General features: G+C 57.5%; 23 protein-coding genes, 6 tRNA genes and 1 other RNA gene. 28 read left to right on the top strand and 2 right to left on the bottom strand.

Features of this window, described 5'->3' with window-relative positions; genetic code table 11:
• Positions 1 to 4 precede the first annotated feature (4 nt).
• Complete coding sequence (locus JL05_RS22310; RefSeq protein WP_016928730.1) at positions 5 to 1,297, bottom strand: citrate synthase; 1,293 nt, start codon at positions 1,295 to 1,297, stop codon at positions 5 to 7.
• A gap of 729 nt (positions 1,298 to 2,026) precedes the next feature.
• Here JL05_RS22310 and sdhC point away from each other — a divergent pair.
• The 8 genes from sdhC (at position 2,027) to sucD (ending at position 11,783) form a co-directional block, all read left to right on the top strand.
• Positions 2,027 to 2,416, top strand: coding sequence for a succinate dehydrogenase cytochrome b556 subunit (sdhC, locus tag JL05_RS22305; RefSeq protein ID WP_004939893.1), 390 nt, complete (start codon positions 2,027 to 2,029; stop codon positions 2,414 to 2,416).
• Positions 2,410 to 2,757: a succinate dehydrogenase membrane anchor subunit gene (gene sdhD / locus JL05_RS22300; protein ID WP_004939891.1), complete on the top strand. Its 348-nt coding sequence runs from the start codon at positions 2,410 to 2,412 to the stop codon at positions 2,755 to 2,757. The genes sdhC and sdhD overlap by 7 nt, the downstream gene beginning before the upstream one ends.
• Positions 2,758 to 4,524 carry a succinate dehydrogenase flavoprotein subunit gene (gene sdhA, locus JL05_RS22295; protein WP_015376974.1) on the top strand — a complete coding sequence of 589 codons (1,767 nt, stop codon included), beginning with the start codon at positions 2,758 to 2,760 and terminating at the stop codon, positions 4,522 to 4,524.
• A 16-nt stretch (positions 4,525 to 4,540) separates the two neighbouring features.
• Positions 4,541 to 5,257, top strand: a complete 717-nt coding sequence (locus JL05_RS22290) for a succinate dehydrogenase iron-sulfur subunit (RefSeq protein ID WP_015376975.1) — start codon at positions 4,541 to 4,543, stop codon at positions 5,255 to 5,257.
• Positions 5,258 to 5,532: 275 nt separating this feature from the next.
• Positions 5,533 to 8,340, top strand: coding sequence for a 2-oxoglutarate dehydrogenase E1 component (gene sucA, locus JL05_RS22285; RefSeq protein WP_015376976.1), 2,808 nt, complete (start codon positions 5,533 to 5,535; stop codon positions 8,338 to 8,340).
• A gap of 64 nt (positions 8,341 to 8,404) precedes the next feature.
• Positions 8,405 to 9,622 (top strand): 2-oxoglutarate dehydrogenase complex dihydrolipoyllysine-residue succinyltransferase, encoded by a 1,218-nt coding sequence (gene odhB, locus JL05_RS22280; protein ID WP_033633906.1) that lies wholly within the window; start codon positions 8,405 to 8,407, stop codon positions 9,620 to 9,622.
• Positions 9,623 to 9,744: 122 nt separating this feature from the next.
• Positions 9,745 to 10,911: an ADP-forming succinate--CoA ligase subunit beta gene (gene sucC, locus JL05_RS22275; protein ID WP_015376978.1), complete on the top strand. Its 1,167-nt coding sequence runs from the start codon at positions 9,745 to 9,747 to the stop codon at positions 10,909 to 10,911.
• Positions 10,911 to 11,783: a succinate--CoA ligase subunit alpha gene (sucD, locus tag JL05_RS22270; protein WP_004939878.1), complete on the top strand. Its 873-nt coding sequence runs from the start codon at positions 10,911 to 10,913 to the stop codon at positions 11,781 to 11,783. The genes sucC and sucD overlap by 1 nt, the downstream gene beginning before the upstream one ends.
• 72 nt (positions 11,784 to 11,855) lie before the next feature.
• Here the strand turns inward: sucD and JL05_RS22265 are convergent, their stop codons facing one another.
• The gene (locus JL05_RS22265; RefSeq protein ID WP_033633905.1) at positions 11,856 to 13,754 is read right to left on the bottom strand and encodes a bifunctional metallophosphatase/5'-nucleotidase; all 1,899 of its coding nucleotides are present in this window, start codon (positions 13,752 to 13,754) and stop codon (positions 11,856 to 11,858) included.
• 683 nt (positions 13,755 to 14,437) lie between these two features.
• Here JL05_RS22265 and cydA point away from each other — a divergent pair.
• The 20 genes from cydA to pnuC all read left to right on the top strand — a co-directional run bounded on the left by cydA (position 14,438) and on the right by pnuC (position 26,813).
• Positions 14,438 to 16,006, top strand: a complete 1,569-nt coding sequence (gene cydA, locus JL05_RS22260; protein WP_004939873.1) for a cytochrome ubiquinol oxidase subunit I — start codon at positions 14,438 to 14,440, stop codon at positions 16,004 to 16,006.
• 14 nt (positions 16,007 to 16,020) lie between these two features.
• Entirely contained in the window at positions 16,021 to 17,160 is a 1,140-nt protein-coding gene (cydB, locus tag JL05_RS22255; RefSeq protein WP_015376980.1) for a cytochrome d ubiquinol oxidase subunit II, read from the top strand.
• Between the two features lie 17 nt (positions 17,161 to 17,177).
• Positions 17,178 to 17,291: a cytochrome bd-I oxidase subunit CydX gene (gene cydX / locus JL05_RS24505; protein ID WP_004939868.1), complete on the top strand. Its 114-nt coding sequence runs from the start codon at positions 17,178 to 17,180 to the stop codon at positions 17,289 to 17,291.
• Positions 17,291 to 17,587, top strand: a complete 297-nt coding sequence (ybgE, locus tag JL05_RS22250; RefSeq protein ID WP_004939866.1) for a cyd operon protein YbgE — start codon at positions 17,291 to 17,293, stop codon at positions 17,585 to 17,587. The genes cydX and ybgE overlap by 1 nt, the downstream gene beginning before the upstream one ends.
• Before the next feature lie 130 nt (positions 17,588 to 17,717).
• On the top strand, positions 17,718 to 18,122 hold the full coding sequence (ybgC, locus tag JL05_RS22245) for a tol-pal system-associated acyl-CoA thioesterase (RefSeq protein ID WP_004939863.1): 405 nt from the start codon (positions 17,718 to 17,720) through the stop codon (positions 18,120 to 18,122).
• On the top strand, positions 18,119 to 18,802 hold the full coding sequence (gene tolQ / locus JL05_RS22240; RefSeq protein ID WP_004939862.1) for a Tol-Pal system protein TolQ: 684 nt from the start codon (positions 18,119 to 18,121) through the stop codon (positions 18,800 to 18,802). Before ybgC ends, tolQ begins: the two co-directional genes overlap by 4 nt.
• A gap of 12 nt (positions 18,803 to 18,814) precedes the next feature.
• Entirely contained in the window at positions 18,815 to 19,243 is a 429-nt protein-coding gene (tolR, locus tag JL05_RS22235; RefSeq protein WP_004939859.1) for a colicin uptake protein TolR, read from the top strand.
• A gap of 81 nt (positions 19,244 to 19,324) precedes the next feature.
• Positions 19,325 to 20,548, top strand: coding sequence for a cell envelope integrity protein TolA (gene tolA, locus JL05_RS22230; protein ID WP_033633904.1), 1,224 nt, complete (start codon positions 19,325 to 19,327; stop codon positions 20,546 to 20,548).
• A gap of 136 nt (positions 20,549 to 20,684) precedes the next feature.
• Positions 20,685 to 21,977, top strand: coding sequence for a Tol-Pal system beta propeller repeat protein TolB (gene tolB, locus JL05_RS22225; RefSeq protein ID WP_004939856.1), 1,293 nt, complete (start codon positions 20,685 to 20,687; stop codon positions 21,975 to 21,977).
• Between the two features lie 44 nt (positions 21,978 to 22,021).
• Entirely contained in the window at positions 22,022 to 22,537 is a 516-nt protein-coding gene (gene pal / locus JL05_RS22220; protein WP_004939853.1) for a peptidoglycan-associated lipoprotein Pal, read from the top strand.
• A gap of 9 nt (positions 22,538 to 22,546) precedes the next feature.
• Entirely contained in the window at positions 22,547 to 23,341 is a 795-nt protein-coding gene (gene cpoB / locus JL05_RS22215; RefSeq protein ID WP_004939852.1) for a cell division protein CpoB, read from the top strand.
• A 178-nt stretch (positions 23,342 to 23,519) separates the two neighbouring features.
• A tRNA-Lys gene (locus JL05_RS22210) sits at positions 23,520 to 23,595 on the top strand.
• A gap of 29 nt (positions 23,596 to 23,624) precedes the next feature.
• Positions 23,625 to 23,700: transfer RNA gene (locus JL05_RS22205), tRNA-Val, on the top strand.
• Positions 23,701 to 23,707: 7 nt separating this feature from the next.
• Positions 23,708 to 23,783 (top strand) — tRNA-Lys (locus tag JL05_RS22200).
• 152 nt (positions 23,784 to 23,935) lie between these two features.
• Positions 23,936 to 24,011 (top strand) — tRNA-Lys (locus tag JL05_RS22195).
• Positions 24,012 to 24,080: 69 nt separating this feature from the next.
• Positions 24,081 to 24,217, top strand: a non-coding RNA gene (locus tag JL05_RS24500) — RtT sRNA.
• Positions 24,218 to 24,260: 43 nt separating this feature from the next.
• Positions 24,261 to 24,336: transfer RNA gene (locus JL05_RS22190), tRNA-Val, on the top strand.
• 6 nt (positions 24,337 to 24,342) lie between these two features.
• A tRNA-Lys gene (locus JL05_RS22185) sits at positions 24,343 to 24,418 on the top strand.
• Positions 24,419 to 25,005: 587 nt separating this feature from the next.
• On the top strand, positions 25,006 to 26,067 hold the full coding sequence (gene nadA, locus JL05_RS22180; RefSeq protein WP_015376982.1) for a quinolinate synthase NadA: 1,062 nt from the start codon (positions 25,006 to 25,008) through the stop codon (positions 26,065 to 26,067).
• 20 nt (positions 26,068 to 26,087) lie between these two features.
• Complete coding sequence (pnuC, locus tag JL05_RS22175) at positions 26,088 to 26,813, top strand: nicotinamide riboside transporter PnuC (protein ID WP_021504601.1); 726 nt, start codon at positions 26,088 to 26,090, stop codon at positions 26,811 to 26,813.
• Positions 26,814 to 26,818: the final 5 nt, after the last annotated feature.

Here is a 26,818-nt window from a genome sequence, read left to right as displayed (position 1 = left end):
CGGCTTACTTGTTTTTCAGCTGGGATTTGAAATCACGCTCGGCATAGCCGGTGTACAGCTGACGCGGACGGGCAATTTTGATGCCTTCGTCGTGCATTTCGTTCCAGTGGGCGATCCAGCCGATGGTGCGCGCGATGGCGAAGATCACGGTGAACATGGAAGAAGGAATGCCCATCGCCTTCAGGATGATGCCAGAGTAGAAGTCGACGTTCGGGTACAGTTTCTTCTCGATGAAGTACGGGTCGTTCAGCGCGATGTGTTCCAGCTCCATCGCCACCTGCAGCAGGTTGTCGTCCTTCTTGTTCAGCTCTTTCAGCACTTCGTGACAGGTCTCGCGCATCACGGTGGCGCGCGGATCGTAGTTCTTGTACACGCGGTGGCCGAAGCCCATCAGGCGGAAGGAGTCGTTCTTGTCCTTGGCGCGCTTGATGAATTCCGGAATGTGCTCGACGGTCTTGATCTCTTCCAGCATTTTCAGCGCCGCTTCGTTGGCGCCGCCGTGCGCCGGCCCCCACAGAGAGGCAATGCCGGCCGCGATGCAGGCGAACGGGTTGGCGCCGGAAGAGCCGGCGGTGCGCACGGTTGAGGTAGAGGCGTTCTGCTCATGGTCGGCGTGCAGGATCAGGATGCGATCCATGGCGCGTTCCAGCACCGGGTTCACCACGTACTCTTCGCACGGGGTGGCGAACATCATGTGCAGGAAGTTGCCGGCATAGGACAGATCGTTGCGCGGATAAACGAACGGCTGGCCCAGGGAGTATTTGTAGCACATCGCGGCTACGGTCGGCATTTTGGACAGCAGACGGAACGCGGTGATTTCACGGTGACGCTCGTTGTTGACGTCCAGCGCATCGTGGTAGAACGCCGCCAGCGCGCCGGTCACGCCGCACAGCACCGCCATCGGGTGCGAGTCGCGACGGAAGCCACGGAACAGATGGGTGATCTGGTCGTGGATCATGGTGTGACGGGTCACGGTGGTCTTGAAGGTTTCGAATTCTTCCGGCGTTGGGGTCTCGCCGTACAGCAGGATGTAGCACACTTCCAGGTAGGAAGATTCTTTCGCCAGCTGCTCGATAGGGAAGCCGCGGTGCAGCAGCACGCCTTTGTCGCCGTCGATGAAGGTAATCTTGGATTCGCAAGAAGCGGTGGAGGTAAAGCCGGGATCAAATGTGAAATAACCTTTGGAACCCAGAGCGCGGACATCGAGGACATCGGGGCCCAGTGTCGGTGTCAATACGCCCAGTTCGATCGGAGCTTCGCTGTCGTTAATGGTTAGCGTCGCTTTCTTATCAGTCATTTACTGTCTCCTTAGCGCCTTATTTTAAAAACCACTAACAACTGAAATACCTTAAATCTCTGCAGGTTGCCCGCAAAAAAATGGTGCGGACGCTAACTCTGTGAGCGACTGCGCAACTGTGCGCGGGTAGGGTACAGAGTGCTGACCAGGCGAACGAGACGGGTGACCAGTTGTTAACGATTCATAGTAATTCGTTATAGTCTGTTAATCTTACCTATGAGCTGTTCGAAGAGATGTGAACCTATCCCAATAATCTGTTTTTGTGTGCTTTATTTGCTTTTGACGCCGGCAAACTCGAGCGGGAAACAACGGCTATTGGGATAGGTTCGCCAAATACACTGTTGCATAACTCGAACCCGGGAGGAAGTGTATCTGCTGACCCATAGCGCATCATAGGACCGTTTGTGCCCCTATATGTAATGGAAATGTTGATCTCTTGTCAAATCAGATAATTAATTTTGCACTAATTGTGAAATCCGTGATCTGAATCACTGTTCGGGGGAAATGTTATCAAAGCGGTTGTATGAGAATTGTAATCAGAATGTGATCCTCCTATACTGCCGCCAGGTCTCCGGATTACCCTGAAGTAGGAGCACCCAGCGTTATAAATGCGCGCCGTTTGAGCACAGAGGATGTTGATGTTTGAGCGCGTGACGTGTAAGGGTTTTAGGCTCTTAACGCTGTCTGATCCCCGCCCAGGCCCGGAGGAAGGAAAATAATAAGAGCTGTGTGGGCAAATACGTGAAAAAACAACGACCTGTCAACTTGGATCTGCAAACGATCCGGTTCCCCGTAACTGCGATAGCGTCTATCTTACACCGAGTCTCTGGCGTAATTACCTTCGTTGCCGTGGGTATCCTCCTCTGGCTGCTGGGCCTGTCACTCTCTTCCCAAGAGGGATTCCTGCAGGCGGCCGCCATCATGAATAGCTTCATCGTCAAATTCATATTCTGGGGCATCCTCACGGCGCTGGCCTATCACATTTGCGGTGGCATCCGTCACTTGTTAATGGATTTTGGCTACATCGAAGAGAGTTTGGCCGCCGGCACCCGTTCCGCCCAGGTGGCGATCGGTCTGACCGTCGTGCTGTCAGTTCTGGCTGGAGTCCTCGTATGGTAAACAACGTTTCTGCATTAGGGCGCAACGGCGTGCACGATTGGCTGCTGCTGCGCGCTTCCGCTATCATCATTACCCTGTACGTCCTGTATATCCTGGGCTTTTTCGTCACGGCTCCGGAACTCACTTATGACATCTGGCGCGGTTTCTTCGCCACTTCCATTACGAAAGTGTTCACTCTGCTGACCCTGCTGTCGATTCTGGTGCACGCCTGGATCGGGCTGTGGCAGGTGCTGACGGACTACGTCAAGCCGCTGGCGGTTCGCCTGGTGTTGCAGCTGGCTGTCGTGGTCGCGTTGCTGGTCTATTTACTGTACGGAACAATCGTAGTGTGGGGTGCTTAAATGAAACTGCCAGTCAGAGAGTTTGATGCCGTCGTAATCGGCGCCGGCGGTGCGGGCATGCGTGCCGCGCTGCAAATTTCCCAAGCGGGCTCGACCTGTGCCCTGCTGTCCAAAGTTTTCCCGACCCGTTCCCATACCGTGTCCGCACAGGGCGGCATCACCGTCGCGCTCGGCAACAGCCACGAGGACAACTGGGAATGGCATATGTACGACACGGTGAAAGGTTCCGACTATATCGGTGACCAGGACGCCATCGAATATATGTGTAAAACCGGCCCGGAAGCGATTCTGGAACTGGAACACATGGGTCTGCCGTTCTCTCGTCTGGACGACGGCCGCATCTATCAGCGCCCGTTCGGCGGCCAGTCGCTGAACTTCGGCGGCGAGCAGGCGGCGCGTACCGCAGCCGCAGCCGACCGTACCGGCCATGCGCTGCTGCACACCCTGTATCAACAGAACCTGAAAAACCACACCACCATCTTCTCCGAGTGGTATGCGCTTGATCTGGTGAAAAACCAGGACGGCGCGGTGGTCGGCACCACGGCTATCTGCATCGAAACCGGTGAAGTGGTTTACTTCAAAGCCAAGGCCACCGTGCTGGCGACCGGCGGCGCTGGCCGCATTTACCAGTCCACCACCAACGCCCACATCAACACCGGCGACGGTGTCGGCATGGCGCTGCGCGCCGGCGTGCCGGTGCAGGACATGGAAATGTGGCAGTTCCACCCGACCGGCATCGCCGGCGCGGGCGTGCTGGTGACCGAAGGCTGCCGCGGCGAAGGCGGCTACCTGCTGAACAAGCACGGCGAGCGCTTCATGGAGCGTTATGCGCCGAACGCCAAAGATCTGGCTGGCCGCGACGTGGTTGCCCGTTCGATCATGATCGAAATCCGCGAAGGCCGCGGCTGCGACGGTCCTTGGGGCCCGCACGCCAAGCTGAAGCTGGATCACCTGGGCAAAGAGGTGCTGGAATCCCGTCTGCCGGGCATTCTGGAACTGTCCCGCACCTTCGCGCACGTCGATCCGGTGAAAGAGCCGATCCCGGTTATCCCAACCTGTCACTATATGATGGGCGGCATTCCGACCAAGGTGACCGGCCAGGCGCTGACCGTGAACGAGAAAGGCGAAGACGTGGTGATCCCGGGGCTGTTCGCCGTGGGCGAAATCGCCTGCGTATCGGTGCACGGCGCCAACCGCCTGGGCGGCAACTCGCTGCTGGATCTGGTGGTGTTCGGCCGTTCCGCCGGCATGCACCTGCAGGAATCGCTGGAAGAGCAGGGCGTGAGCCGTGACGCCAGCGACTCCGACGTGGAAGCCTCGCTGGATCGTCTGAACCGTTGGAACAACACCCGTTCCGGCGAAGACCCGGTCGAAATTCGCAAAGCGCTGCAGTCTTGCATGCAGCACAACTTCTCGGTATTCCGCGAAGGCGATGCGATGGCCAAGGGCCTGGAAGAACTGAAAGTGATCCGTGAACGTCTGAAGAACGCACGCCTGGACGATACCTCCAGCGAGTTCAACACCCAGCGCATCGAATGCCTGGAGTTGGATAACCTGATGGAGACCGCGTATTCCACCGCCGTGTCGGCCAACTTCCGTACCGAGAGCCGTGGCGCACACAGCCGCTTCGACTATCCGGAACGCGATGACGCCAACTGGCTGTGCCATTCGCTGTATCTGCCGCAATCGGAAAGCATGACGCGCCGCGAAGTGAACATGCAACCGAAGCTGCGCCCGGCATTCCCGCCGAAAGTGCGTTCTTACTAATTGCGGAGATCGACAGATGAAACTCGAATTTTCCATTTATCGCTACAACCCGGATGTCGATGACGCGCCACACATGCAGGATTACACCCTGGAAGCGGAAGAAGGTCGCGACATGATGCTGCTGGATGCGTTGATCCAGCTGAAAGAAAAAGACCCGACCCTGTCATTCCGTCGCTCATGCCGCGAAGGCGTGTGCGGTTCCGACGGCCTGAACATGAACGGTAAAAACGGCCTGGCGTGCATCACTCCGGTTTCGTCGCTGCGCAAAGGCAACGGCAAGATCGTGATCCGTCCGCTGCCGGGCCTGCCGGTGGTGCGCGATCTGGTGGTGGATATGGGCCAGTTCTATACCCAATATGAAAAGATCAAGCCATACCTGCTGAACGACGGCAAGAACCCGCCGGCGCGCGAGCACCTGCAGTCGCCGGAGCAGCGCGCCAAGCTGGACGGTCTGTACGAGTGCATCCTGTGCGCCTGCTGTTCGACCTCTTGCCCATCGTTCTGGTGGAACCCGGACAAGTTCATCGGCCCGGCCGGTCTGTTGGCGGCGTATCGCTTCCTGATCGACAGCCGTGACACGGAAACGCAAGAACGTTTAGATGATCTGGACGACGCTTTTAGTGTTTTCCGCTGCCATAGCATTATGAATTGTGTCAGTGTATGTCCTAAAGGCTTGAACCCGACGCGTGCGATCGGGCATATCAAGTCCATGCTGCTGCAACGCGGCGCATAAACGGAATGAGATGCTGCGCCGGGCTCTTTTCCGGCGCACATCCCATAGGGGAGGGAACCTCTAAAAACTGACCCGCGGCTGCGGCGCTATGCAGCCTGGTTCTTCCGCCGGTTTTTAGAGGTTCCTTGTAAGGGACCGCAAGGTCCATAACAGAACGTATCGGGCCGACATGGCCGCAAGTACGTCGAGTGAACCGTTTTACGGCAAACCGTATTCATCACGGTAATTATGTTAACCACGGCGAAAACTAAAGCTTCAAAGCTTAAGGGATCATGATGCAGAACGGCGCAATGAAGGCCTGGCTGGATTCCTCCTATCTGGCGGGCGCGAACCAGTCTTACATAGAGCAGCTCTATGAAGACTTCTTAACCGATCCGGGTTCCGTTGAAGATAGCTGGCGTTCCATTTTTCAACAGCTACCAACCGCGGGTGTCAAACCCGATCAGCTTCACTCTCAAACGCGCGATTACTTCCGCCGCCTGGCGAAAGACTCCGCGCGCTACAACACCACCATCACCGATCCGGAAACCGACGCCAAACAGGTCAAGGTACTGCAGCTGATCAACGCCTTCCGCTTCCGCGGGCATCAGCATGCCAACCTCGATCCGCTCGGCCTGTGGCAGCGCGAGCAAGTTCCTGACCTTGATCCCGCTTACCACAACCTGACCGAAGCCGATTTCCAGGAAACCTTCAACGTGGGCTCTTTCGCCATCGGCAAAGAAACCATGAAGCTGGGCGATCTGTACGCCGCGCTGAAGCAGACCTATTGCGGGTCGATCGGCGCTGAGTACATGCACATCACCAACACCGAAGAGAAACGTTGGATCCAGCAGCGCATCGAGTCGGTGGTGGGGCGCGCCAGCTTTACCGCCGACGAAAAACGCCGTTTCCTGAACGAGCTGACCGCGGCGGAAGGCCTGGAGCGCTACCTGGGCGCCAAATTCCCGGGCGCCAAACGCTTCTCGCTGGAAGGCGGCGACGCGCTGGTGCCGATGCTGAAAGAGATGGTGCGCCACGCCGGCAAGAACGGCACGCGCGAAGTGGTGTTGGGCATGGCCCACCGCGGCCGTCTGAACGTGCTGATCAACGTGCTGGGCAAAAAGCCGGCCGATCTGTTCGACGAATTCGCCGGCAAGCATAAAGAACACCTCGGCACCGGTGACGTGAAATATCACCAGGGCTTCTCCTCCGACGTGGAAACCGAAGGCGGCATGGTTCACCTGGCGCTGGCGTTCAACCCGTCGCACCTGGAGATCGTCAGCCCGGTGGTCATGGGGTCGGTACGCGCCCGTCGCGATCGTCTGGACGAAGCGCGCAGCAACATGGTGCTGCCGATCACCATCCACGGCGACGCCGCCATCACCGGCCAGGGCGTGGTTCAGGAAACCCTGAACATGTCTCAGGCTCGCGGCTACGAAGTGGGCGGCACCGTGCGTATCGTCATCAACAATCAGGTTGGCTTCACCACCTCCAACCCGCTGGATGCGCGCTCTACCGAATACTGCACCGACATCGCCAAAATGGTTCAGGCACCGATCTTCCACGTTAACGCGGACGATCCGGAAGCCGTGGCCTTCGTCACTCGCCTGGCGTTGGATTTCCGTAACACCTTCAAGCGTGACGTGATGATCGATCTGGTCTGCTACCGACGCCATGGGCACAACGAGGCCGACGAGCCGAGCGCCACCCAGCCGGTGATGTATCAGAAGATCAAGAAACACCCTACGCCGCGCAAAATCTATGCTGACGTTCTGACCGAACAGAAAGTGGCCAGCCTGGAAGATGCCACGGAAATGGTCAACCTGTATCGTGATGCGCTCGACCGCGGCGATTGCGTGGTTGAAGAGTGGCGTCCGATGAACCTGCACTCCTTCACCTGGTCGCCGTACCTGAACCACGAGTGGGACGAAGAGTACCCGAGCAAGGTTGAGATGAAGCGCCTGCAGGAGCTGGGCCGCCGCATCAGCACCGTGCCGGAAGCGATCGAAATGCAATCGCGCGTGGCGAAAATCTACGCGGACCGCGCCGAGATGGCCGCAGGCAACAAGCCGTTCGACTGGGGCGCTGCCGAAACGCTGGCTTACGCCACCATGGCGGATGAAGGCATTCCAATCCGCATCTCCGGCGAAGACGCCGGCCGCGGCACCTTCTTCCACCGTCACGCGGTGGTGCACAACCAGAAAAACGGTTCGGTCTATGTTCCGCTGGCGAACATCCACAGCGGCCAGGGCGAATTCAAGGTCTGGGACTCCGTGCTGTCTGAAGAAGCGGTGCTGGCGTTCGAATACGGCTACGCCACGGCGGAACCGCGCACGCTGACCATCTGGGAAGCGCAGTTCGGCGACTTCGCCAACGGCGCACAGGTCGTTATCGACCAGTTCATCAGCTCCGGCGAGCAAAAATGGGGCCGTATGTGCGGCCTGGTGATGCTGCTGCCGCACGGCTATGAAGGCCAGGGCCCTGAGCACTCTTCCGCGCGTCTGGAACGCTATCTGCAGCTGTGCGCAGAGCAGAACATGCAGGTGTGCGTCCCGTCTACGCCGGCGCAGGTTTACCATATGCTGCGTCGTCAGGCGCTGCGCGGTATGCGCCGTCCGTTGGTGGTGATGTCACCGAAGTCACTGCTGCGTCACCCGCTGGCGATTTCTTCGCTGGACGAGCTGGCTAACGGCACCTTCCTGCCGGCGATCGGCGAGATCGATGACTTGGATCCGAAAGCGGTCAAGCGCGTCGTGCTGTGCTCCGGCAAGGTCTACTACGACCTGCTGGAACAGCGTCGCAAGAACGAGCAGAAAGACGTGGCCATCGTGCGCATCGAGCAGCTGTATCCGTTCCCGCATCAGGCCGTGCAGGCCGTGCTGGAGCAATACTCGCATGTGCATGACTTCGTCTGGTGTCAGGAAGAGCCGCTGAACCAGGGAGCCTGGTACTGCAGCCAACACAACTTCCGTGAAGTGGTGCCGTTCGGGGCTTCTTTACGTTACGCAGGACGTCCGGCCTCCGCTTCTCCGGCGGTGGGCTATATGTCCGTACACCAGAAGCAGCAGCAGGCTCTGGTGAACGACGCGCTGAATATTGACTAATGTTCGCTCGCTTGCCGGCCGAGGGGCCGGCAAGCAGATGATAAAAAACTTAAGGGAAAGCTAAATGAGTAGCGTAGATATTCTGGTTCCTGACCTTCCTGAATCGGTTGCCGATGCGACCGTAGCCACCTGGCACAAAAAACCGGGCGACAGCGTGCAGCGTGATGAAGTTCTGGTTGAAATCGAAACCGACAAAGTGGTGTTGGAAGTGCCGGCCAGTGAAGCGGGCATTCTCGATGCTATCGTGGAAGAAGAGGGCGCGACCGTGCTGTCTCGCCAGCTGCTCGGCCGCATCCGCCCAGGCGACAGCTCCGGCAAACCGACCGCCGAGAAGAGCCAGGAGAAAGAGTCCACGCCTGCACAGCGCGCGACCGCGAGCCTGGAAGAAGAAAGCAATGACGCGCTCAGCCCGGCGATTCGCCGCCTGATCGCCGAACACGACCTCGATGCCGGCGCCATCAAAGGCACCGGCGTGGGTGGCCGCATCACCCGTGAAGACGTGGAAGCGCACCTGGCCAAAGGCGGCGCCGCCGCCAAACCGGCCGCCGCCGTTGAAGCCGCACCGCAGCCGGCTCTGGCCGGCCGCAGCGAAAAACGCGTGCCGATGACCCGCCTGCGCAAACGCGTCGCCGAGCGTCTGCTGGAAGCGAAGAACAGCACCGCGATGCTGACCACCTTCAACGAAATCAACATGCAGCCGATCATGGATCTGCGCAAGCAGTACGGCGAAGCCTTCGAGAAACGCCACGGCGTGCGTCTGGGCTTCATGTCCTTCTACATCAAGGCGGTGGTTGAGGCGCTGAAGCGCTTCCCGGAAGTGAACGCGTCGATCGACGGTTCCGACGTGGTTTACCACAACTACTTCGACATCAGCATCGCGGTTTCTACCCCGCGCGGCCTGGTGACGCCGGTACTGCGCGATGTAGACGCCATGAGCATGGCTGACATCGAGAAGAAAATCAAAGAGCTGGCCGTTAAGGGCCGCGACGGCAAACTGACCGTGGAAGAGCTGACCGGCGGTAACTTCACCATTACCAACGGCGGCGTATTCGGCTCCCTGATGTCCACCCCGATCATCAACCCGCCGCAGAGCGCCATCCTGGGCATGCACGCCATCAAAGATCGCCCAATGGCGGTCAATGGTCAGGTGGTGATCCAGCCGATGATGTATCTGGCGCTGTCTTATGACCACCGCCTGATCGACGGTAAGGAATCCGTCGGTTATCTGGTGACGGTCAAAGAGATGCTGGAAGATCCGGCTCGTCTGTTGCTGGACGTCTAGTAACCCTTGCCGGGCGCGGCGTGCCGCGCCCGCACTCTGTGCTATGTGGCCGGAAAACCATGCGGTTTACCGCGTAATAATGGTCCGGCTAAAAACCTTCAGAACTGAATGGATAGAACATCATGAATTTACACGAATATCAGGCAAAACAGCTGTTTGCTCGGTATGGCATGCCGGCACCGACCGGTTACGCCTGTACCACTCCGCGTGAAGCAGAAGAAGCCGCATCCAAAATCGGCTCCGGCCCGTGGGTGGTGAAATGTCAGGTTCATGCTGGCGGCCGCGGTAAAGCGGGCGGCGTTAAAGTCGTCAACAGCAAAGAAGATATCCGTGCTTTCGCGGAAGCCTGGTTGGGCAAGCGTCTGGTGACTTACCAGACTGACGCGCTGGGCCAGCCGGTTAACCAGATCCTGGTTGAAGCGGCGACCGACATCGATAAAGAACTGTACCTGGGCGCCGTCGTAGACCGCGCGACCCGTCGCATCGTATTCATGGCGTCTACCGAAGGCGGCGTGGAAATCGAGAAAGTGGCGGAAGAAACCCCAGAACTGATCCACAAAATGACCATCGATCCGCTGGCGGGTCCACAGCCTTATCAGGGCCGTGAGTTGGCCTTCAAACTGGGCCTGACCGGCAAGCAAGTCAGCCAGTTCGCCAAGATCTTCATGGGTCTGGCGACGCTGTTCCTGGAGCGCGACCTGGCGATGGTTGAGATCAACCCGCTGGTGATCACCAAGCAGGGCGATCTGGTGTGCCTGGACGGCAAACTGGGCGCCGACGGCAACGCCCTGTTCCGTCAGCCTGAACTGCGTGAAATGCGTGACCCTTCTCAGGAAGACGAGCGTGAATCCCGTGCGGCCCAGTGGGAGCTGAACTACGTTGCCCTCGACGGCAACATCGGCTGCATGGTGAACGGCGCCGGTCTGGCGATGGGCACCATGGACATCGTTAAACTGCACGGCGGCGAACCGGCCAACTTCCTGGACGTGGGCGGCGGCGCGACCAAAGAGCGCGTGACCGAAGCGTTCAAAATCATCCTGTCCGACGACAAGGTGAAAGCGGTTCTGGTTAACATCTTCGGTGGTATCGTACGTTGCGATCTGATCGCCGACGGCATCATTGGCGCAGTGGCTGAAGTGGGCGTTAACGTCCCGGTCGTGGTGCGCCTGGAAGGGAACAACGCCGAACTGGGCGCCAAGAAACTGGCGGACAGCGGCCTGAATATCATTGCTGCGACCAGCCTGACTGATGCGGCTCAGCAAGTTGTTGCAGCAGTGGAGGGTAAATAATGTCCATCTTAATCGATAAAAACACCAAAGTAATTTGTCAGGGCTTCACCGGTAGCCAGGGGACTTTCCATTCCGAACAAGCTATCGCTTACGGCACCAAAATGGTTGGCGGCGTCACCCCAGGCAAAGGCGGCACTCAGCACCTGGGTCTGCCGGTGTTCAACACCGTGCGCGAAGCGGTTGAAGCGACCGGCGCGACGGCCTCTGTCATCTACGTTCCAGCGCCGTTCTGCAAAGACTCCATTCTGGAAGCGATCGATGCCGGCATCAAACTGATCATCACCATCACCGAAGGCATCCCGACCCTGGACATGCTGACCGTGAAAGTGAAGCTGGACGAAGCCGGCGTGCGCATGATCGGGCCGAACTGCCCTGGCGTGATCACCCCGGGCGAGTGCAAAATCGGCATCATGCCTGGTCACATCCACCTGCCGGGCAAAGTGGGCATCGTTTCCCGCTCCGGCACCCTGACCTATGAAGCGGTGAAACAAACCACCGATGCCGGTCTGGGCCAGTCCACCTGTGTGGGCATCGGCGGCGACCCGATCCCGGGCTCCAACTTCATCGATATCCTGAAGATGTTCCAACAGGATCCGCAGACCGAAGCGATCGTGATGATCGGTGAGATCGGCGGCAGCGCTGAAGAAGAAGCGGCGGCTTACATCAAAGAACACGTCACCAAACCGGTTGTCGGCTACATCGCCGGCGTGACCGCGCCGAAAGGCAAGCGTATGGGCCACGCAGGCGCCATCATCGCCGGCGGCAAAGGCACGGCGGACGAGAAGTTTGCTGCGCTGGAAGCGGCGGGCGTGAAAACCGTTCGCAGCCTGGCGGACATCGGCGATGCGGTAAAAGCGGTGCTGAAGCGCTAAGAACCTAGTACGAAATAACAATATCTCGACATGTTTGGCCACCCATTGGGTGGCCTTTTTTATGGGCGAAACTCAGAAAACGTTGAGCGCCTTGATCAGCGCGATCCGATCCTGCAGGCGGCGCTGCTGCACCGGATCCGCGGCGGCTTGCCGCTGCTGCTCCAGCGAGGCGAGGGCGGCGCGGTAATCGTCGGCGTTGCGGAACAGCGCGTCTTTGACGTTGATCGACGCGACGTTGGTGTAGCGGCCATCGTCGGTGGTCGGCACCTGGATAACGCCTTCATTCAGCAGCCGTTTAACGATCGCCCGCTGCGGTTCGTATCCCTCTATGCCGATCAGTTTCCAGCGCTGCGGCGGCACGCCCTGGTATTGGCCGTGTTTCACTTCCGTCAGGTAGCGCAGGGCCAGGTGGCGAATGGTGCCTTCTTCTTCACCGTACTGCGCTTTGCTGTCGAACAGCAGCGGGAAGGATTGCCCTTCCAGCGCGCCGCCCTTTTGCGTCAGGTGGCCCATGCGGTAACTGTTCATGCCCAGACGGATCGGCATATCGTCCGTGACCGGCGTGCCGTCCGCCAGGCGCAGATCGACGATGCGTGAACCGGCGGGTTGGCGCAGATCAATGGTATAGGTGACGCCATCGAAGAAATCGTTGGTGGAATATTTGGACGAACGCCGCGCCGGGTTAAAGCTGTAGGTGACGTCGCCCGGCTGCAGCTGATTGAAGTAGCCGGCGGACCACTCCATGTAGCGTTTAAGCGCTTTACCGTTAAGCTGATAAACGGTGATCTCGCCACCGGCGTATTGGTAGTTAAAGGCGATATCCTTGGCCTTGATGTCGCCGACGTCCAGTTTGGCGCGATCGTTGTCGATCTGCAGGGCGATCACCTGCGCCAGCGGCGCATAGTGCCGGGCGGCTTGCTGGAACAGCGCGCTGATGCCGGTGTCCTGCACGTGCACCTGAGGAATGCCGCGGAACTCGTCGGCAGGCACCAGATCGCTGCCGCTCAGCTTCGCTACCACCCGGTTGGCGTTGGCGCGCAAAATGTCATGATACGGCTGGTAGAGAGCCTGCATGGCGCTGTCCGGCGTCAGCCCTTTGATCGGGTAGGTGTAGCTGTTTTTGTCGATCAGCGTGAATTTGCCGTCGCGGCGTTCAAATTGCAGATCGATGCGTGACAGCGCGCGGCCGTATTTGTCCGGTTCGGTGATGATGACGCCGTTGACCACCGCCTTGTCGATCTTCACATGCATGTGGCCGGCGACGATTGCCGCCAGTTCCGGGTTGGCGTTGGCAATGTCGGCCACGCCGGTGCCCGGGCGCTGGTTCTCGTTGTCGATGCCCATATGCGCCACCAGTACGATGGCGTCGACCTGGCCGTCGATTTGTTTGATGACCTGTTTCACCGCCTGCACCGGATCGGTGAAGTTCAGCCCTTTGATGCGATCGGTGCCCTTGGCGAATTCAGCGGTCATCGGCGTGTCCATGCCGATAATGCCGATCTTCACGCCCTGGCGTTCGAGGATGGTGTAGGCCGGCAGATAAGGCTTGCCGTTGTCCCAGACGATGTTGCCCGCCAGCGCCGCGCCCTTGAACTGCTTGAGCGGGGTGGCCAGCACCGGCAGGCCGAAGTCGAACTCGTGATTGCCCATCACCCAGACGTCGTAATTGAGCGCATTGAGGCCCAGCATCATCGGGCTGACGGCCTCATGCTTGAAGGTTTCAACGAAGTTGCCCTGAATAGTGTCGCCGGCGTCCACCAGGATCAGGTTAGGCTGCTCGGCGCGCACCTTTTTGACTTGAGTGGCTATCTGGCTCAGGCTGCCCGCCAGGTTTTCCGTGTCGCTGGCGTAGTCCCAGGGCACGAAGGTGCCGTGCAGATCGGAGGTGCCCAGCAGGGTGATGTTTACCGTTTCGGCGGCCATGGCGTTTCCCGAGAGTCCCAAGACAGAGGCAAAGATGATTTTTTTCATAACTTATTGTCACTCAATGGAATTTTAACATAAGTGGTCATTTTGCTACAAAATCGCAACCTTTACGATCCCATCGCGAGAAATAGACTAATATTGGAGAGAGATTTGTTGTTTTGTGACTGCAATCACTGTCACGGCTTAATGGAAATAAAAGGTTAATTATGTCGCAGAATAAGCGCGTAATAATACAATGGTGGCTCTTTTAAATTACATTTATTTAACACAAAAATATCATTAAAAAACAATTAAACCATTGCGCAACATGCCCTCAAGAAAAATAGGCGAAATGTGCTGATGAATATGGAAATAATATGCGGATAGGCTTAAATTGTCTCAGATCAAATTAGCCCGAAGTACCTCTTTCGGCTAAGATTTGACCTGTAACCAAAAGTCCAACCCACGTCACGTAAAAACCTATTTATTGTGTGGGATTGGGCGAGTATCATCCATGTTGTGATTATGGATGGTTGATCTTGTTGCATTTGTTACCCGTTGTCGGTTTTCAGTGGCGTGCTTGTCGGCGGCCCGAGGGGCTATTGGCCGAGTGTGCGGTTGAAAGCGGAGAAGCTGGATCAAATTTGTTGTGTTTAAGGGCATTCACTGCGGGGCGTTACTGGCGGCTTTGAAAGAAGTATGCCGATAACCGCGTGTCGGAGTCTTCCTGCGAGGAGCAAGGAGTCAAGATGTTTGATATTGTCGAACTGTCGCGCTTACAGTTTGCTTTAACGGCGATGTACCATTTCTTATTTGTCCCATTAACGCTCGGTATGGCGTTCTTGCTGGCAATTATGGAAACGGTATATGTCCTGTCTGGCAAACAAATCTATAAAGACATGACCAAATTCTGGGGAAAGTTATTTGCGATTAACTTTGCTCTGGGTGTGGCCACCGGTTTGACCATGGAGTTCCAGTTCGGGACTAACTGGTCGTATTTCTCTCACTACGTCGGCGATATCTTCGGGGCCCCACTGGCCATCGAAGGTCTGATGGCGTTCTTCCTTGAATCGACGCTGGTCGGCCTGTTCTTCTTCGGCTGGGATCGTCTGAGCAAGGTGCAGCACATGGCGGTAACCTGGTTCGTGGCCCTCGGCTCAAACCTGTCCGCGCTGTGGATCCTGGTCGCCAACGGCTGGATGCAGAACCCGATCGCGTCGGATTTCAACTTCGAAACCATGCGCATGGAGATGGTCAGCTTCTCCGAGCTGGTGCTTAACCCGGTTGCGCAGGTGAAATTCGTTCACACCGTGGCTGCAGGCTACACCACCGGCGCCATGTTCGTGCTGGGCATCAGCGCTTACTACCTGCTGAAGGGCCGCGACATCGCTTTCGCCAAACGTTCCTTCGCCATCGCCGCCAGCTTCGGCATGGCTGCTGTGCTGTCGGTGATCGTGCTGGGTGACGAATCCGGTTACGAAATGGGCGACGTACAGAAAACCAAACTGGCCGCCATCGAAGCGGAGTGGGATACCCAGCCGGCGCCGGCGTCCTTCACCCTGTTCGGCATTCCCGATCAGGACAAGATGGAAAACTCCTTCTCTATTCAGATCCCGTATGCGCTTGGCCTGATCGCCACGCGTTCCACCGACACGCAGGTCACTGGCCTGAAAGATCTGCTGGCGCAACATGAAGTGCGTATCCGCAACGGCATGAAAGCCTACCAGCTGCTGGAAGAGCTGCGCGGCGGCAATACCGATCCTGCGGTGCGTGCGGAATTCAACAAAACCAAGCAAGACCTGGGCTACGGCATGCTGCTGAAGCGTTATACCCCGAACGTCAGCGACGCGACGGAAGCGCAGATCCAGCAGGCGACCAAGGACTCCATTCCACGCGTGGCGCCGCTGTACTTCGCCTTCCGCATCATGGTGGCCTGTGGCGTGCTGATGCTGCTGATTATTGGCCTGTCCTTCCTGAGCGTGGTGCGCGGCCGCATCGGCCAGAAGAAATGGCTGTTGCGTGCGGCGCTGTATGGCCTGCCGCTGCCGTGGATCGCGGTGGAAGCCGGCTGGTTCGTGGCGGAATACGGCCGTCAACCGTGGGCGATTGGTGAGGTGCTGCCGACCGCAGTCGCCAACTCTTCGCTGACCGCGGGCGACATTCTGTTCTCGATGGGGCTGATTTGCGGCTTGTACACCCTGTTCCTGGTGGCTGAAATGTACCTGATGTTCAAGTTTGCGCGTCTGGGTCCAAGCAGCCTGAAAACCGGCCGCTACCACTTTGAACAACCGACTGCCGCCGTGCAGGAAGCGCGCTAAACAGGAGTCCACGTATGTTTGACTATGAAGTACTGCGATTTATCTGGTGGGTGCTGGTTGGCGTACTGCTGATCGGCTTCGCCGTCACCGACGGTTTCGACATGGGCGTCGGCATCCTGGTGCGCATCATCGGTAAAACCGATACCGAGCGCCGGGTGATGATCAACTCCATCGCCCCGCACTGGGACGGTAACCAGGTGTGGCTGATCACCGCCGGCGGCGCGCTGTTCGCCGCCTGGCCGATGGTCTACGCAGCGGCCTTCTCGGGCTTCTACGTCGCCATGATCCTGGTGCTGGCGGCGTTGTTCTTCCGCCCGGTCGGTTTTGACTACCGTTCCAAGCTGGAGAGCAGCCGCTGGCGCAACATGTGGGACTGGGGCATCTTCATCGGTTCCTTCGTGCCTGCGTTGGTATTCGGCGTGGCGTTCGGCAACCTGCTGCAGGGCGTGCCGTTCCATGTGGACGAATACCTGCGTCTGTTCTACACCGGCAACTTCTTCCAGCTGCTGAATCCGTTCGGTTTGTTGGCGGGCGTGGTCAGTCTGACCATGCTGGTCACTCAGGGCGCGACCTACCTGCAGATGCGCACCACCGGCGAGATCCACCTGCGGTCACGCGCCGCAGCGCAGATCGCGACGCTGATCATGGCGGTATGCTTCCTGCTGGCGGGTGTATGGCTGGTGAAAGGCATCGACGGCTACGTGATCACTTCGGCGCTGGACACCATGGCGGAATCCAACCCGCTGCGTAAAGAAGTGGCGCATCAGGCCGGCGCATGGCTGATCAACTTCAACAAGTATCCGCTGCTGTGGGCATTGCCTGCACTGGGCGTGGTGCTGCCGTTGTTCACCATCCTGTTCTCGCGTCTGGAGAAAGGCGCGCTGGCGTTCGTCACTTCGTCGCTGACCATCGCCTGCGTCATCCTCACCGCCGGGGTCACCATGTTCCCGTTCGTGATGCCGTCCAGCACCGTGCCTAACGTCAGCCTGACCATGTGGGACGCGACGTCGAGCCTGTTGACGCTGAAAGTGATGACCGTCGTGGCGGCGATTTTCGTACCTATCGTTTTGGCGTACACCAGCTGGTCGTACTACAAAATGTTCGGTCGCCTCGACAAGAACTACATCGAAAACAACAAGCATTCGCTGTACTAAGGATAAGGAGCTAAACCATGTGGTATTTTGCCTGGATTCTCGGAACGCTTCTTGCCTGCGCCTTCGGCATCATCACGGCGCTGGCGCTTGAGCAGAGCGAAGCGACCAAAGCTCAGCAAGACGGTAAGTAATGAGCTCGTCCGTGATTGACAAGCTGTACGCTGTCACCGACAAGGGCCCGGTTCGGGCCCTTTCCCTGGTGCTGGCGTTGATTTTGGCGGGGTGCGTGTTCTGGGATCCGACGCGTTTCGCCGCCAAAACCAGCTCGCTGGAGATTTGGGAAGGGCTGTTGCTGATTTGGGCAGTGTGCGCCGGAGTGATCCACGGTTTCGGATTCCGCCCGCAGCGCAGCGTCTGGCGCGCTTTTTTCGCGCCGCTTCCTGCAATTGTGATCTTGTGCGCAGGATTACTTTACGTTTCTTTATAATCTCCCTGATGTCCCCACGTTATGGGCCCTCACGGCCCATAATTATTTTCATTCCCATCTTGTAACCCATTCCCAACCCGATCCGTCTTGCGTATAGTAGCAGCGTTAAATTGCATTGCTGGGAAGTAGAGTGAGTAATACGTTGTTTCGATGGCCGGTTCGCGTTTACTACGAGGATACCGATGCCAGTGGTGTGGTCTATCACGCCCGCTACGTCGCCTTTTTTGAAAGAGCGCGCACAGAGATGCTGCGTCAGCACAACTTTCATCAACAGCAGCTGCTCAGTGAACAAGTCGCTTTTGTCGTCCGGCGCATGACGGTGGATTATCTGGCTCCGGCTCGTCTCGACGAGCAACTGGAGGTCCAAAGTGAAATCACCTCTCTGCGCGGGGCTTCTCTCACGTTTGCTCAACGCATTGTCAATTCTGACGGGGCCCTACTGAGCCAGGCAGATGTCCTGATTGCCTGTATTGATCCACACCAAATGAAGCCAAGAGCGCTTCCTAAGTCTATTGTCGCGGAGTTTAAGCAGTGACTGACATGAACATCCTAGATTTATTCTTGAAGGCGAGCCTGCTGGTTAAGCTTATCATGTTGATTTTGATATGCTTCTCGGTAGCCTCCTGGGCGATCATCATTCAGCGCACCCGCATCCTCAATGCGGCGACGCGTGACGCCGAAGCCTTTGAAGACAAATTCTGGTCCGGTATCGAGCTTTCCCGTCTGTACCAGGAAAGTCAGGCGCGTCGCGATAGCCTGACCGGTTCCGAGCAGATCTTCCATTCCGGGTTCAAAGAGTTCGCCCGCCTGCACCGCGCCAACAACCATGCGCCGGAGTCGGTGATCGAAGGGGCGTCGCGCGCGATGCGCATTTCGATGAACCGCGAGCTGGAAACGCTGGAAACCCATATTCCGTTCCTCGGCACCGTCGGTTCGATCAGCCCGTACATCGGCCTGTTCGGCACCGTGTGGGGGATCATGCATGCCTTTATCGCGCTGGGCGCGGTGAAGCAAGCCACGCTGCAGATGGTGGCGCCGGGTATCGCCGAAGCGCTGATCGCCACCGCGATCGGTCTGTTCGCCGCCATCCCGGCGGTTATGGCCTATAACCGTCTCAACCAGCGCGTCAACAAGCTTGAGCAGAATTACGACAACTTTATGGAAGAGTTCACCGCTATTCTGCATCGTCAGGCCTTCTCCAGCGACAGCAAATAAGTAGGAGGTAGCATGGCGAGAGTACGTGGACGTAGTCGGCGTGAGCTGAAGTCCGAAATTAACATCGTTCCGCTGCTCGACGTGTTGCTGGTGCTGCTGCTGATTTTTATGGCAACCGCGCCAATCATCACGCAGAGCGTGGAGGTTGACCTGCCGGACGCCACCGATTCCAAGACGGTGTCCAGCGATGACAATCCGCCGGTGATCCTCGAGGTTTCCGGCGTAGGTCAATACACCCTGGTGGTGGATCACAACCGTATGGAGCTGCTGCCGCCTGAGCAAGTCGCGGCCGAAGCCAAGTCGCGTTTGGCGGCTAACCCGAAAACGGTCTTTTTGATCGGCGGTGCGAAGGAAGTCCCTTACGATGAGATTATCAAGGCATTGAATATTCTCCATCAGGCGGGCGTGGCTTCCGTGGGGCTGATGACCCAGCCGATCTGACCGTAAGGCCAACGGCAACCCGGTTCCTGCGCTGCGGCCCAGGAACCCCGTATAAGCAACACCAGTTTTTGGGAATCTATTTTGGTAAAGGCAACTGAGCAAAACGATAAGCTGAACCGCGCCGTTATTGTTTCGGTCGTTCTGCACTTCATACTGATTGCCCTGCTGATTTGGGGATCGCTGCAGGAAAAGGTCGACATGGGCGCCGGCGGCGGCGGCGATGGCACCGTGGTGGGGGCGGTGATGGTCGATCCCGGCGCGGTGGTGGAACAGTACAACCGCCAGCAGCAGCAGAGCAACGATGCGCAGCGTGCCGAGAAGCAGCGCCAGAAAAAAGCGGAGCAACAGGCCGAAGAGCTTCAGCAGAAGCAGGCGGAGCAGCAGCAGCGCCTGAAAGAGCTGGAGAAAGAGCGTTTGGCGGCGCAGGAGAAAGCCGCGCAGGACGCCAAGGCGCAGGCTGAGCAACAGCAGAAGGCGGCGGAGCAGCAAAAACAGGCCGCCGAGCAGCAAAAAGCGGCGGAAGCCGCCGCAGCCAAGGCCAAAGAACAACAGAAGGTCGCCGAAGCCGCTGCCGCCAAGGCGAAGGCCGAAGCGGACAAGGTCGCCAAGGCGCAGGCGGAAGCCCAGAAGAAAGCCGAAGCGGAAGCCAAGAAAGAAGCGGCCGCCGCCGCCGCCGCCAAGAAACAGGCGGAAGAGGCGAAGAAAGCCGCCGCCGCTGCGGCAGAAAAGAAAGCCGCAGAGGCCGCGGAGAAGAAAGCGGCCGCTGAAGCTGAGAAAAAAGCCGCAGCGGAAGCCGAGAAGAAGGCTGCCGCCGAGGCAGAGAAGAAAGCGGCCGCCGCTGAGAAAGCTGCGGCAGCCAAGAAAGCCGCTGCAGAGAAGAAAAAAGCCGCCGCCGAGGCTGCGAAGCAGTCGGCGGAAGTTGATGACCTGTTTGGTGGCCTGGCGGATGGCAAGAACGCGCCGAAAGGCGGCGGTGCCAAATCGAAGGGCGACGGTAAACCGGCCGGCCAGGGCAATGCCAAGACGGCTGGCGCCAGCGGGGCGGATATCAACGGTTATATTGGGCAGGTTAAAAGCGCGATTGAAAGCAAGTTCTATGACGCCAGTTCGTTCGCCGGTAAAACCTGTGACCTGCGTATCAAGCTGGCGCCGGACGGCCTGCTGATAAGCGTACAACCGGCTGGTGGCGATCCGGCATTGTGTCAGGCCGCGGTCTCTGCCGCCAAGTTGGCGCACATACCTAAGCCGCCGAGCGATGCCGTTTATCAGCATGTTAAGAATGCTACCCTTGAATTCAAACCTTAATAATGGTTGTTTGAGCTGAGTGACATCACAGGGATGTACTAAGGTAACCAACAGGGATTATGTAGTTTTGCGTAAGTTGGTTTGTTAAAATTCTGCTAATTTATCGCAGGCATCCCGCCTGGATAAGGGAGATGAGATGAAGCAGGCATTTCGAGTAGCGCTAGGTTTTTTAATTCTGTGGGCGTCCGTGCTGCACGCGGAAGTTCGCATTGAAATCACCCAAGGGGTCGACTCCGCTCGCCCGATTGGCGTGGTGCCATTTAAATGGGCGGGCCCAGGCACGCCGCCGGAAGATATCGGCAAGATTGTCGGCGCGGATCTGCGCAACAGCGGCAAATTCAACCCGATCGACGTGGCGCGCATGCCGCAGCAACCGACCTCCGCGTCTGAAGTGACGCCGGCGGCCTGGACTGCATTGGGCATCGACGCCGTGGTGGTCGGCCAGGTTCAACCTGGCGCCGACGGCAGCTACCTGATTTCCTACCAACTGGTGGACACCTCGGGTTCGCCGGGCACCGTCTTGGCGCAGAACCAGTATAAAGTGACCAAACAGTGGTTGCGTTATTCTGCCCATACCGCCAGCGACGAAGTGTTCGAGAAGCTGACCGGCATCAAGGGCGCGTTCCGCACCCGTATCGCCTACGTGGTGCAGACCAACGGTGGAAAATTCCCGTACGAGCTGCGCGTAGCGGATTACGACGGTTACAACCAGTTCACGGTGCACCGTTCGCCTGAGCCGCTGATGTCGCCGGCCTGGTCGCCGGACGGCAGCAAACTGGCTTACGTGACCTTCGAGAGCGGCCGCTCTGCGCTGGTGGTGCAGACCCTGGCTAACGGCGCTATCCGCCAGATCGCCTCGTTCCCGCGCCACAACGGTGCGCCGGCGTTCTCGCCGGACGGCAGCAAGCTGGCCTTCGCGCTGTCCAAGAGCGGCAGCCTGAACCTGTACGTGATGAACCTCGGCTCCGGCCAGATCACGCAGCTGACCGATGGCCGCAACAACAACACCGAACCGACCTGGTTCCCGGATGGCCAGTCGCTGGCGTTTACCTCCGACCAGGGCGGGCGTCCGCAGATTTATAAAATCAGCGCCAGCGGCGGTGCCGCGCAGCGTCTGACGTGGGAAGGCTCTCAGAACCAGGATTCTGAAGTCAGCTCCGACGGTAAATTCCTGGTGATGGTGAGCACCAACAGTGGTGCACAACACATCGCCAAACAAGATCTTGGATCGGGCGCCGTTCAGGTTTTGACCGGCACCTTCCTGGATGAAACGCCTAGTATTGCGCCAAACGGCACCATGGTGATCTATAGCTCCACGCAAGGTATGGGCTCCGTGCTGCAGTTGGTGTCAACTGATGGGCGTTTCAAAGCGCGTCTTCCGGCAACTGATGGACAGGTCAAATTCCCTGCCTGGTCGCCGTATCTGTGATGCATGTGTAAATATGTATGGCAAACTATAAAAGGATCAAAGAAATGCAACTGAACAAAGTGCTGAAAGGGCTTCTGCTGGCACTGCCAGTTCTGGCTGTAGCAGCTTGTAGTTCTAACAAAAGCGCGAACAACGACCAATCTGGTATGGGCGCTGGCGCCGGCACTGGTATGGAAAACGGCAGCAGCAACCTGTCTTCCGAAGAACAAGCTCGTCTGCAGATGCAAGAACTGCAGAAGAACAACATCGTTTACTTCGGCCTGGACAAGTATGACGTAAGCTCCGAATTCGCTCAGATGCTGGACGCGCACGCTGCATTCCTGCGTAACAACCCGTCTTACAAAGTGACCGTTGAAGGCCACGCTGACGAACGCGGCACGCCGGAATACAACATCGCTCTGGGTGAGCGTCGTGCTAACGCCGTTAAAATGTACCTGCAAGGTAAAGGCGTTTCCGCTGACCAGATCTCTATCGTTTCTTACGGTAAAGAAAAACCAGCAGTACTGGGCCACGACGAAGCGGCTTATGCTAAAAACCGTCGTGCCGTTCTGGTTTACTAAGAGAATCGCATGAACAGTAACTTCAGACGTCACCTGTTGAGTCTGTCGTTACTGGTTGGCGTAGCGGCCCCTTGGGCCGCTACTGCCCAAGCGCCAATCAGTAATGTCGGCTCCGGCTCGGTCGAAGACCGTGTCACCTCGCTTGAGCGCATCAGCAATGCTCAAGGCCAGCTTTTAAACCAACTCCAGCAGCAACTCTCTGACAATCAACGCGACATTGATTCTCTCCGTGGGCAAATCCAGGAAAGCCAGTATCAGTTGAATCAGGTCGTTGAACGCCAGAAGCAAATCTATCAACAGATGGATAGCCTCAGCCAGGGCGGCGCTCAGAGCGCCTCTGCGGCAGCAGGCGCTGCCGGCGGGGCAGCCGCAGGCGCATCTTCCGATGCGGGCAGCAGCGCGCCTGCAGCCGCTTCTGCAACGCCGAGTGGCGGTGATGAGAACAGTGACTACAACGCCGCTGTTTCTCTGGCGCTGGAAAAAAAACAGTATGATCAGGCGATTTCCGCCTTTCAGTCCTTCGTAAAACAGTACCCGAAGTCTACTTACCAGCCCAACGCCAACTATTGGCTGGGTCAGTTGTTCTACAACAAGGGTAAAAAAGACGATGCGGCCTATTATTTTGCGGTGGTGGTGAAGAATTACGCTAAATCACCGAAGGCGCCGGACGCCATGTACAAGGTGGGTATCATCATGCAGGAAAAAGGGCAGGCTGATAAAGCCAAGGCCGTGTTCCAGCAGGTGATTAAACAATACCCAACCAGTGCGGCGGCCAAGCAGGCGAAAAGTCGCGTAGGCGGTTAACGGTTAGAAAAATGAGCCCAGAAGTTAGTCGATTTGACCGATTTCTGGGCTCATTCGCGTGAAGAACAAGCAGTTGAACGCATCAGTAAAAAATTTAGGTTGCGCTGCCAAGATAAATTAGTAATATATGCCGCCGTTGCCAAGACATCTTGCAAGATGTTAAAGCGGCAGGGAAATTGGGTCGTTAGCTCAGTTGGTAGAGCAGTTGACTTTTAATCAATTGGTCGCAGGTTCGAATCCTGCACGACCCACCAATTTCTGAAGTAGCAGTAACCACAACAGTGGGTGATTAGCTCAGTTGGTAGAGCATCTCCTTTACACGGAGGGGGTCGGCGGTTCGAGCCCGTCATCACCCACCACTGTTATGGGTCGTTAGCTCAGTTGGTAGAGCAGTTGACTTTTAATCAATTGGTCGCAGGTTCGAATCCTGCACGACCCACCATTCTTAGAGAATGGCAGCTTCAGAATCGGTTTGATGTGGCAAAGTAAAGGTCCGAGTCGAGTACCCGTCGAGTTGTCCTGAACATCCCCATCCTTGTTTTCCGCGAGTCGGTTTTTGTAACCTATTCGCCATCAGCAGTAAACCACATCAGTGGGTCGTTAGCTCAGTTGGTAGAGCAGTTGACTTTTAATCAATTGGTCGCAGGTTCGAATCCTGCACGACCCACCACTCTTTGATAGAGCAAGGTGTTAAATCGTCAGGATGAGACAAAAGCGTTTACGCTTTTGAACAGCGCTTGCGCTGGCCCGAAGGGGCCGTCTATGAAATAGACGGATAGCCGTAGAGGTTCGAGTCTCGCGAAGCGAGACAACATCACCCCGGTGATGGCCCGTTAGGGCGAGGCCAAAGGCCGAGTTATCCTGCACGACCCACCACTCTTTGAGAACAGGATGTGAAAAATAGCAGTACCACAGCAGTGGGTGATTAGCTCAGTTGGTAGAGCATCTCCTTTACACGGAGGGGGTCGGCGGTTCGAGCCCGTCATCACCCACCACACTGCGGGTCGTTAGCTCAGTTGGTAGAGCAGTTGACTTTTAATCAATTGGTCGCAGGTTCGAATCCTGCACGACCCACCAATTCAGAGAAAAGCGCCTTTTGGCGCTTTTTTCGTTTCTGTAACACCCAAACCTGACTTATCCTCTTGCCAACAGAGTTTACCGAGTTGTGCAGGATGAGACAAAAGCATTTATGCTTTTGAACAGCGCTTGCGCTGGCCCGAAGGGGCCGTCTATGAAATAGGCGGATAGCCGTAGAGGTTCGAGCATCGCGCAGCGATACGACAACGCGCAGCGTTGCCCGCAGGGTGAGGCCACAGGCCGAATCAATCCTGCACGACCCACCCATTCAGAAAAAGCGCCTTTTGGCGCTTTTTTCGCATCTGTAATCCCGCACCCGAATCTTCTGCTTTCTCGTTTCAACACCGCAACGTTCTGCATCTCGTCGTTCTCTGAACGCTATACGTTCTCTCCGGGGCATTATCTGCAGCGATTTGCGTGGTCAACGCCTATGTTTTTTAATCCATTAAACACTGAGTGCGCAAATATGAAAATATCAGCGGACTTTTCGCGCGATTTTAGGTATTTTGTTTAGTATATAAAACGATGGGCGTTGCGGCAGGCGATATTCACGCGGCAGGCGCCTAGCCTAGCATGAGATTGCAGCGATGAGTGAAATGTTTGATGTCAACGCGGCGGTGTATCCCTTCCCGCCGAAACCGGTACCGCTGGACGTAGCGGAAAAAGCCTTTTATCGCGAGAAGATCAAAACCCTGCTCAAGCAGCGCAATGCGGTGATGGTCGCCCACTACTATACCGATCCGGAAATCCAGGCGCTGGCGGAAGAAACCGGTGGCTGCGTGGCGGATTCGCTGGAAATGGCGCGCTTCGGCAGCGCCCATCCGGCTTCCACGTTGTTGGTGGCCGGCGTGCGCTTCATGGGGGAGACCGCCAAGATCCTCAGCCCGGAAAAACAGGTGCTGATGCCGACCCTGTTTGCCGAATGTTCGCTTGACCTGGGTTGCCCGGAAGAGGAGTTCCATGCGTTTTGCGACAGCCATCCCGATCGCACCGTGGTGGTCTATGCGAACACCTCGGCGGCGGTCAAAGCGCGCGCCGACTGGGTGGTGACCTCCAGCATCGCCGTCGAACTGATCGAGCATCTGGATAGCCTGGGCGAGAAAATTATTTGGGCGCCGGATCGCCATCTCGGCAGCTATGTGCAGAAGCAGACCGGCGCCGACGTGCTGTGCTGGCAAGGCGCCTGCATTGTCCATGACGAGTTCAAGACCCAGGCGCTGCGGCGCATGAAGGCGCTCTATCCGCAGGCGGCTATCCTGGTGCATCCCGAATCGCCTCAGGCGGTGGTCGAGCTGGCGGATGCGGTGGGGTCTACCAGCCAGTTGATTCAGGCGGCGAAAACATTGCCGCATCAACAGCTGATCGTTGCTACCGATCGCGGTATCTTTTACAAGATGCAGCAGGCCTGTCCGGACAAGGAGCTGTTCGAAGCGCCGACCGCCGGAGAAGGCGCGACCTGCCGCAGCTGCGCGCATTGCCCGTGGATGGCGATGAATGGCCTGAAGGCGATTGCCGAAGGGCTGGAGCAGGGGGGCGCGCAGCATGAGATCCACGTGGACGCTGCGTTGCGTGAAAAGGCGCTGGTGCCGCTGAACCGCATGCTGGATTTCGCCGCTCAGCTTAAGATGCAGGTTAAAGGCAACGCTTAACCGTTTAAAAGGATGACCTCATGAGCTTCTTCAGTACCAGCAATATTCTGGTGCATATTCCGCTTGGCGCGGGCGGTTACGATCTGTCGTGGATCGAAGCCATCGGCACCCTGTTCGGATTGCTGTGCATCTGGTACGCCAGCAAGGAAAAAATCATCAACTACCTGTTCGGCCTGATCAACGTCACGCTGTTCGCGGTGATTTTCTTCCAGATCCAGCTGTACGCCAGCCTGCTGCTGCAGCTGTTTTTCTTCGGCGCCAATATTTACGGTTGGTATGCCTGGAGCCGCCAGACGCAGGATAATCAGGCTGAGCTGCAGATCCGCTGGCTGCCGCTGCCGAAAGCGCTGGCTTGGGCGGCGGTGTGCGTCATCGGCATCGGCCTGATGACCTTCAACATTGACCGCGTGTTCGCCTGGCTGACGCAGATTGCGGTGGCGGTGATGCAAGGGCTGGGGCTGAACGTACAGATGCCGACGCTGCAGCCGGACGCTTTCCCGTTCTGGGATTCGGCGATGATGGTGCTGTCCATCGTGGCGATGATCCTGATGACGCGCAAGTACGTGGAAAACTGGCTGCTGTGGGTGGTGATCGATGTCATCAGCGTGGCGATCTTCGCTTACCAGGGCGTTTACGCGATGGCGCTGGAGTACGTCATTCTGACGTTGATCGCGCTGAACGGCTCCTGGCTGTGGATCAAGAGCGCCGGGCGCAACCATTCCAATCCGCTATCTTCCGCGCCGTAACAATG

This window comes from Serratia nematodiphila DZ0503SBS1 (assembly GCF_000738675.1).
Taxonomy (GTDB): domain Bacteria; phylum Pseudomonadota; class Gammaproteobacteria; order Enterobacterales; family Enterobacteriaceae; genus Serratia; species Serratia nematodiphila.
Note: the sequence above shows the minus strand (reverse complement) of the source record. Positions and strands in the feature narration are given on the sequence as shown.

Excerpts from the sequence above, each read along its gene's own strand:
- JL05_RS22310 (WP_016928730.1), bottom strand. The coding sequence starts at position 1,297 with ATGACTGATAAGAAAGCGACGCTAACCATTAACGACAGCGAAGCTCCG.
- sdhD (WP_004939891.1), top strand. The coding sequence starts at position 2,410 with ATGGTAAACAACGTTTCTGCATTAGGGCGCAACGGCGTGCACGATTGG.
- sdhA (WP_015376974.1), top strand. The coding sequence starts at position 2,758 with ATGAAACTGCCAGTCAGAGAGTTTGATGCCGTCGTAATCGGCGCCGGC.
- JL05_RS22290 (WP_015376975.1), top strand. The coding sequence starts at position 4,541 with ATGAAACTCGAATTTTCCATTTATCGCTACAACCCGGATGTCGATGAC.
- sucA (WP_015376976.1), top strand. The coding sequence starts at position 5,533 with ATGCAGAACGGCGCAATGAAGGCCTGGCTGGATTCCTCCTATCTGGCG.
- odhB (WP_033633906.1), top strand. The coding sequence starts at position 8,405 with ATGAGTAGCGTAGATATTCTGGTTCCTGACCTTCCTGAATCGGTTGCC.
- sucC (WP_015376978.1), top strand. The coding sequence starts at position 9,745 with ATGAATTTACACGAATATCAGGCAAAACAGCTGTTTGCTCGGTATGGC.
- sucD (WP_004939878.1), top strand. The coding sequence starts at position 10,911 with ATGTCCATCTTAATCGATAAAAACACCAAAGTAATTTGTCAGGGCTTC.
- JL05_RS22265 (WP_033633905.1), bottom strand. The coding sequence starts at position 13,754 with ATGAAAAAAATCATCTTTGCCTCTGTCTTGGGACTCTCGGGAAACGCC.
- cydA (WP_004939873.1), top strand. The coding sequence starts at position 14,438 with ATGTTTGATATTGTCGAACTGTCGCGCTTACAGTTTGCTTTAACGGCG.
- cydB (WP_015376980.1), top strand. The coding sequence starts at position 16,021 with ATGTTTGACTATGAAGTACTGCGATTTATCTGGTGGGTGCTGGTTGGC.
- cydX (WP_004939868.1), top strand. The coding sequence starts at position 17,178 with ATGTGGTATTTTGCCTGGATTCTCGGAACGCTTCTTGCCTGCGCCTTC.
- ybgE (WP_004939866.1), top strand. The coding sequence starts at position 17,291 with ATGAGCTCGTCCGTGATTGACAAGCTGTACGCTGTCACCGACAAGGGC.
- tolR (WP_004939859.1), top strand. The coding sequence starts at position 18,815 with ATGGCGAGAGTACGTGGACGTAGTCGGCGTGAGCTGAAGTCCGAAATT.
- tolB (WP_004939856.1), top strand. The coding sequence starts at position 20,685 with ATGAAGCAGGCATTTCGAGTAGCGCTAGGTTTTTTAATTCTGTGGGCG.
- pal (WP_004939853.1), top strand. The coding sequence starts at position 22,022 with ATGCAACTGAACAAAGTGCTGAAAGGGCTTCTGCTGGCACTGCCAGTT.
- cpoB (WP_004939852.1), top strand. The coding sequence starts at position 22,547 with ATGAACAGTAACTTCAGACGTCACCTGTTGAGTCTGTCGTTACTGGTT.
- nadA (WP_015376982.1), top strand. The coding sequence starts at position 25,006 with ATGAGTGAAATGTTTGATGTCAACGCGGCGGTGTATCCCTTCCCGCCG.
- pnuC (WP_021504601.1), top strand. The coding sequence starts at position 26,088 with ATGAGCTTCTTCAGTACCAGCAATATTCTGGTGCATATTCCGCTTGGC.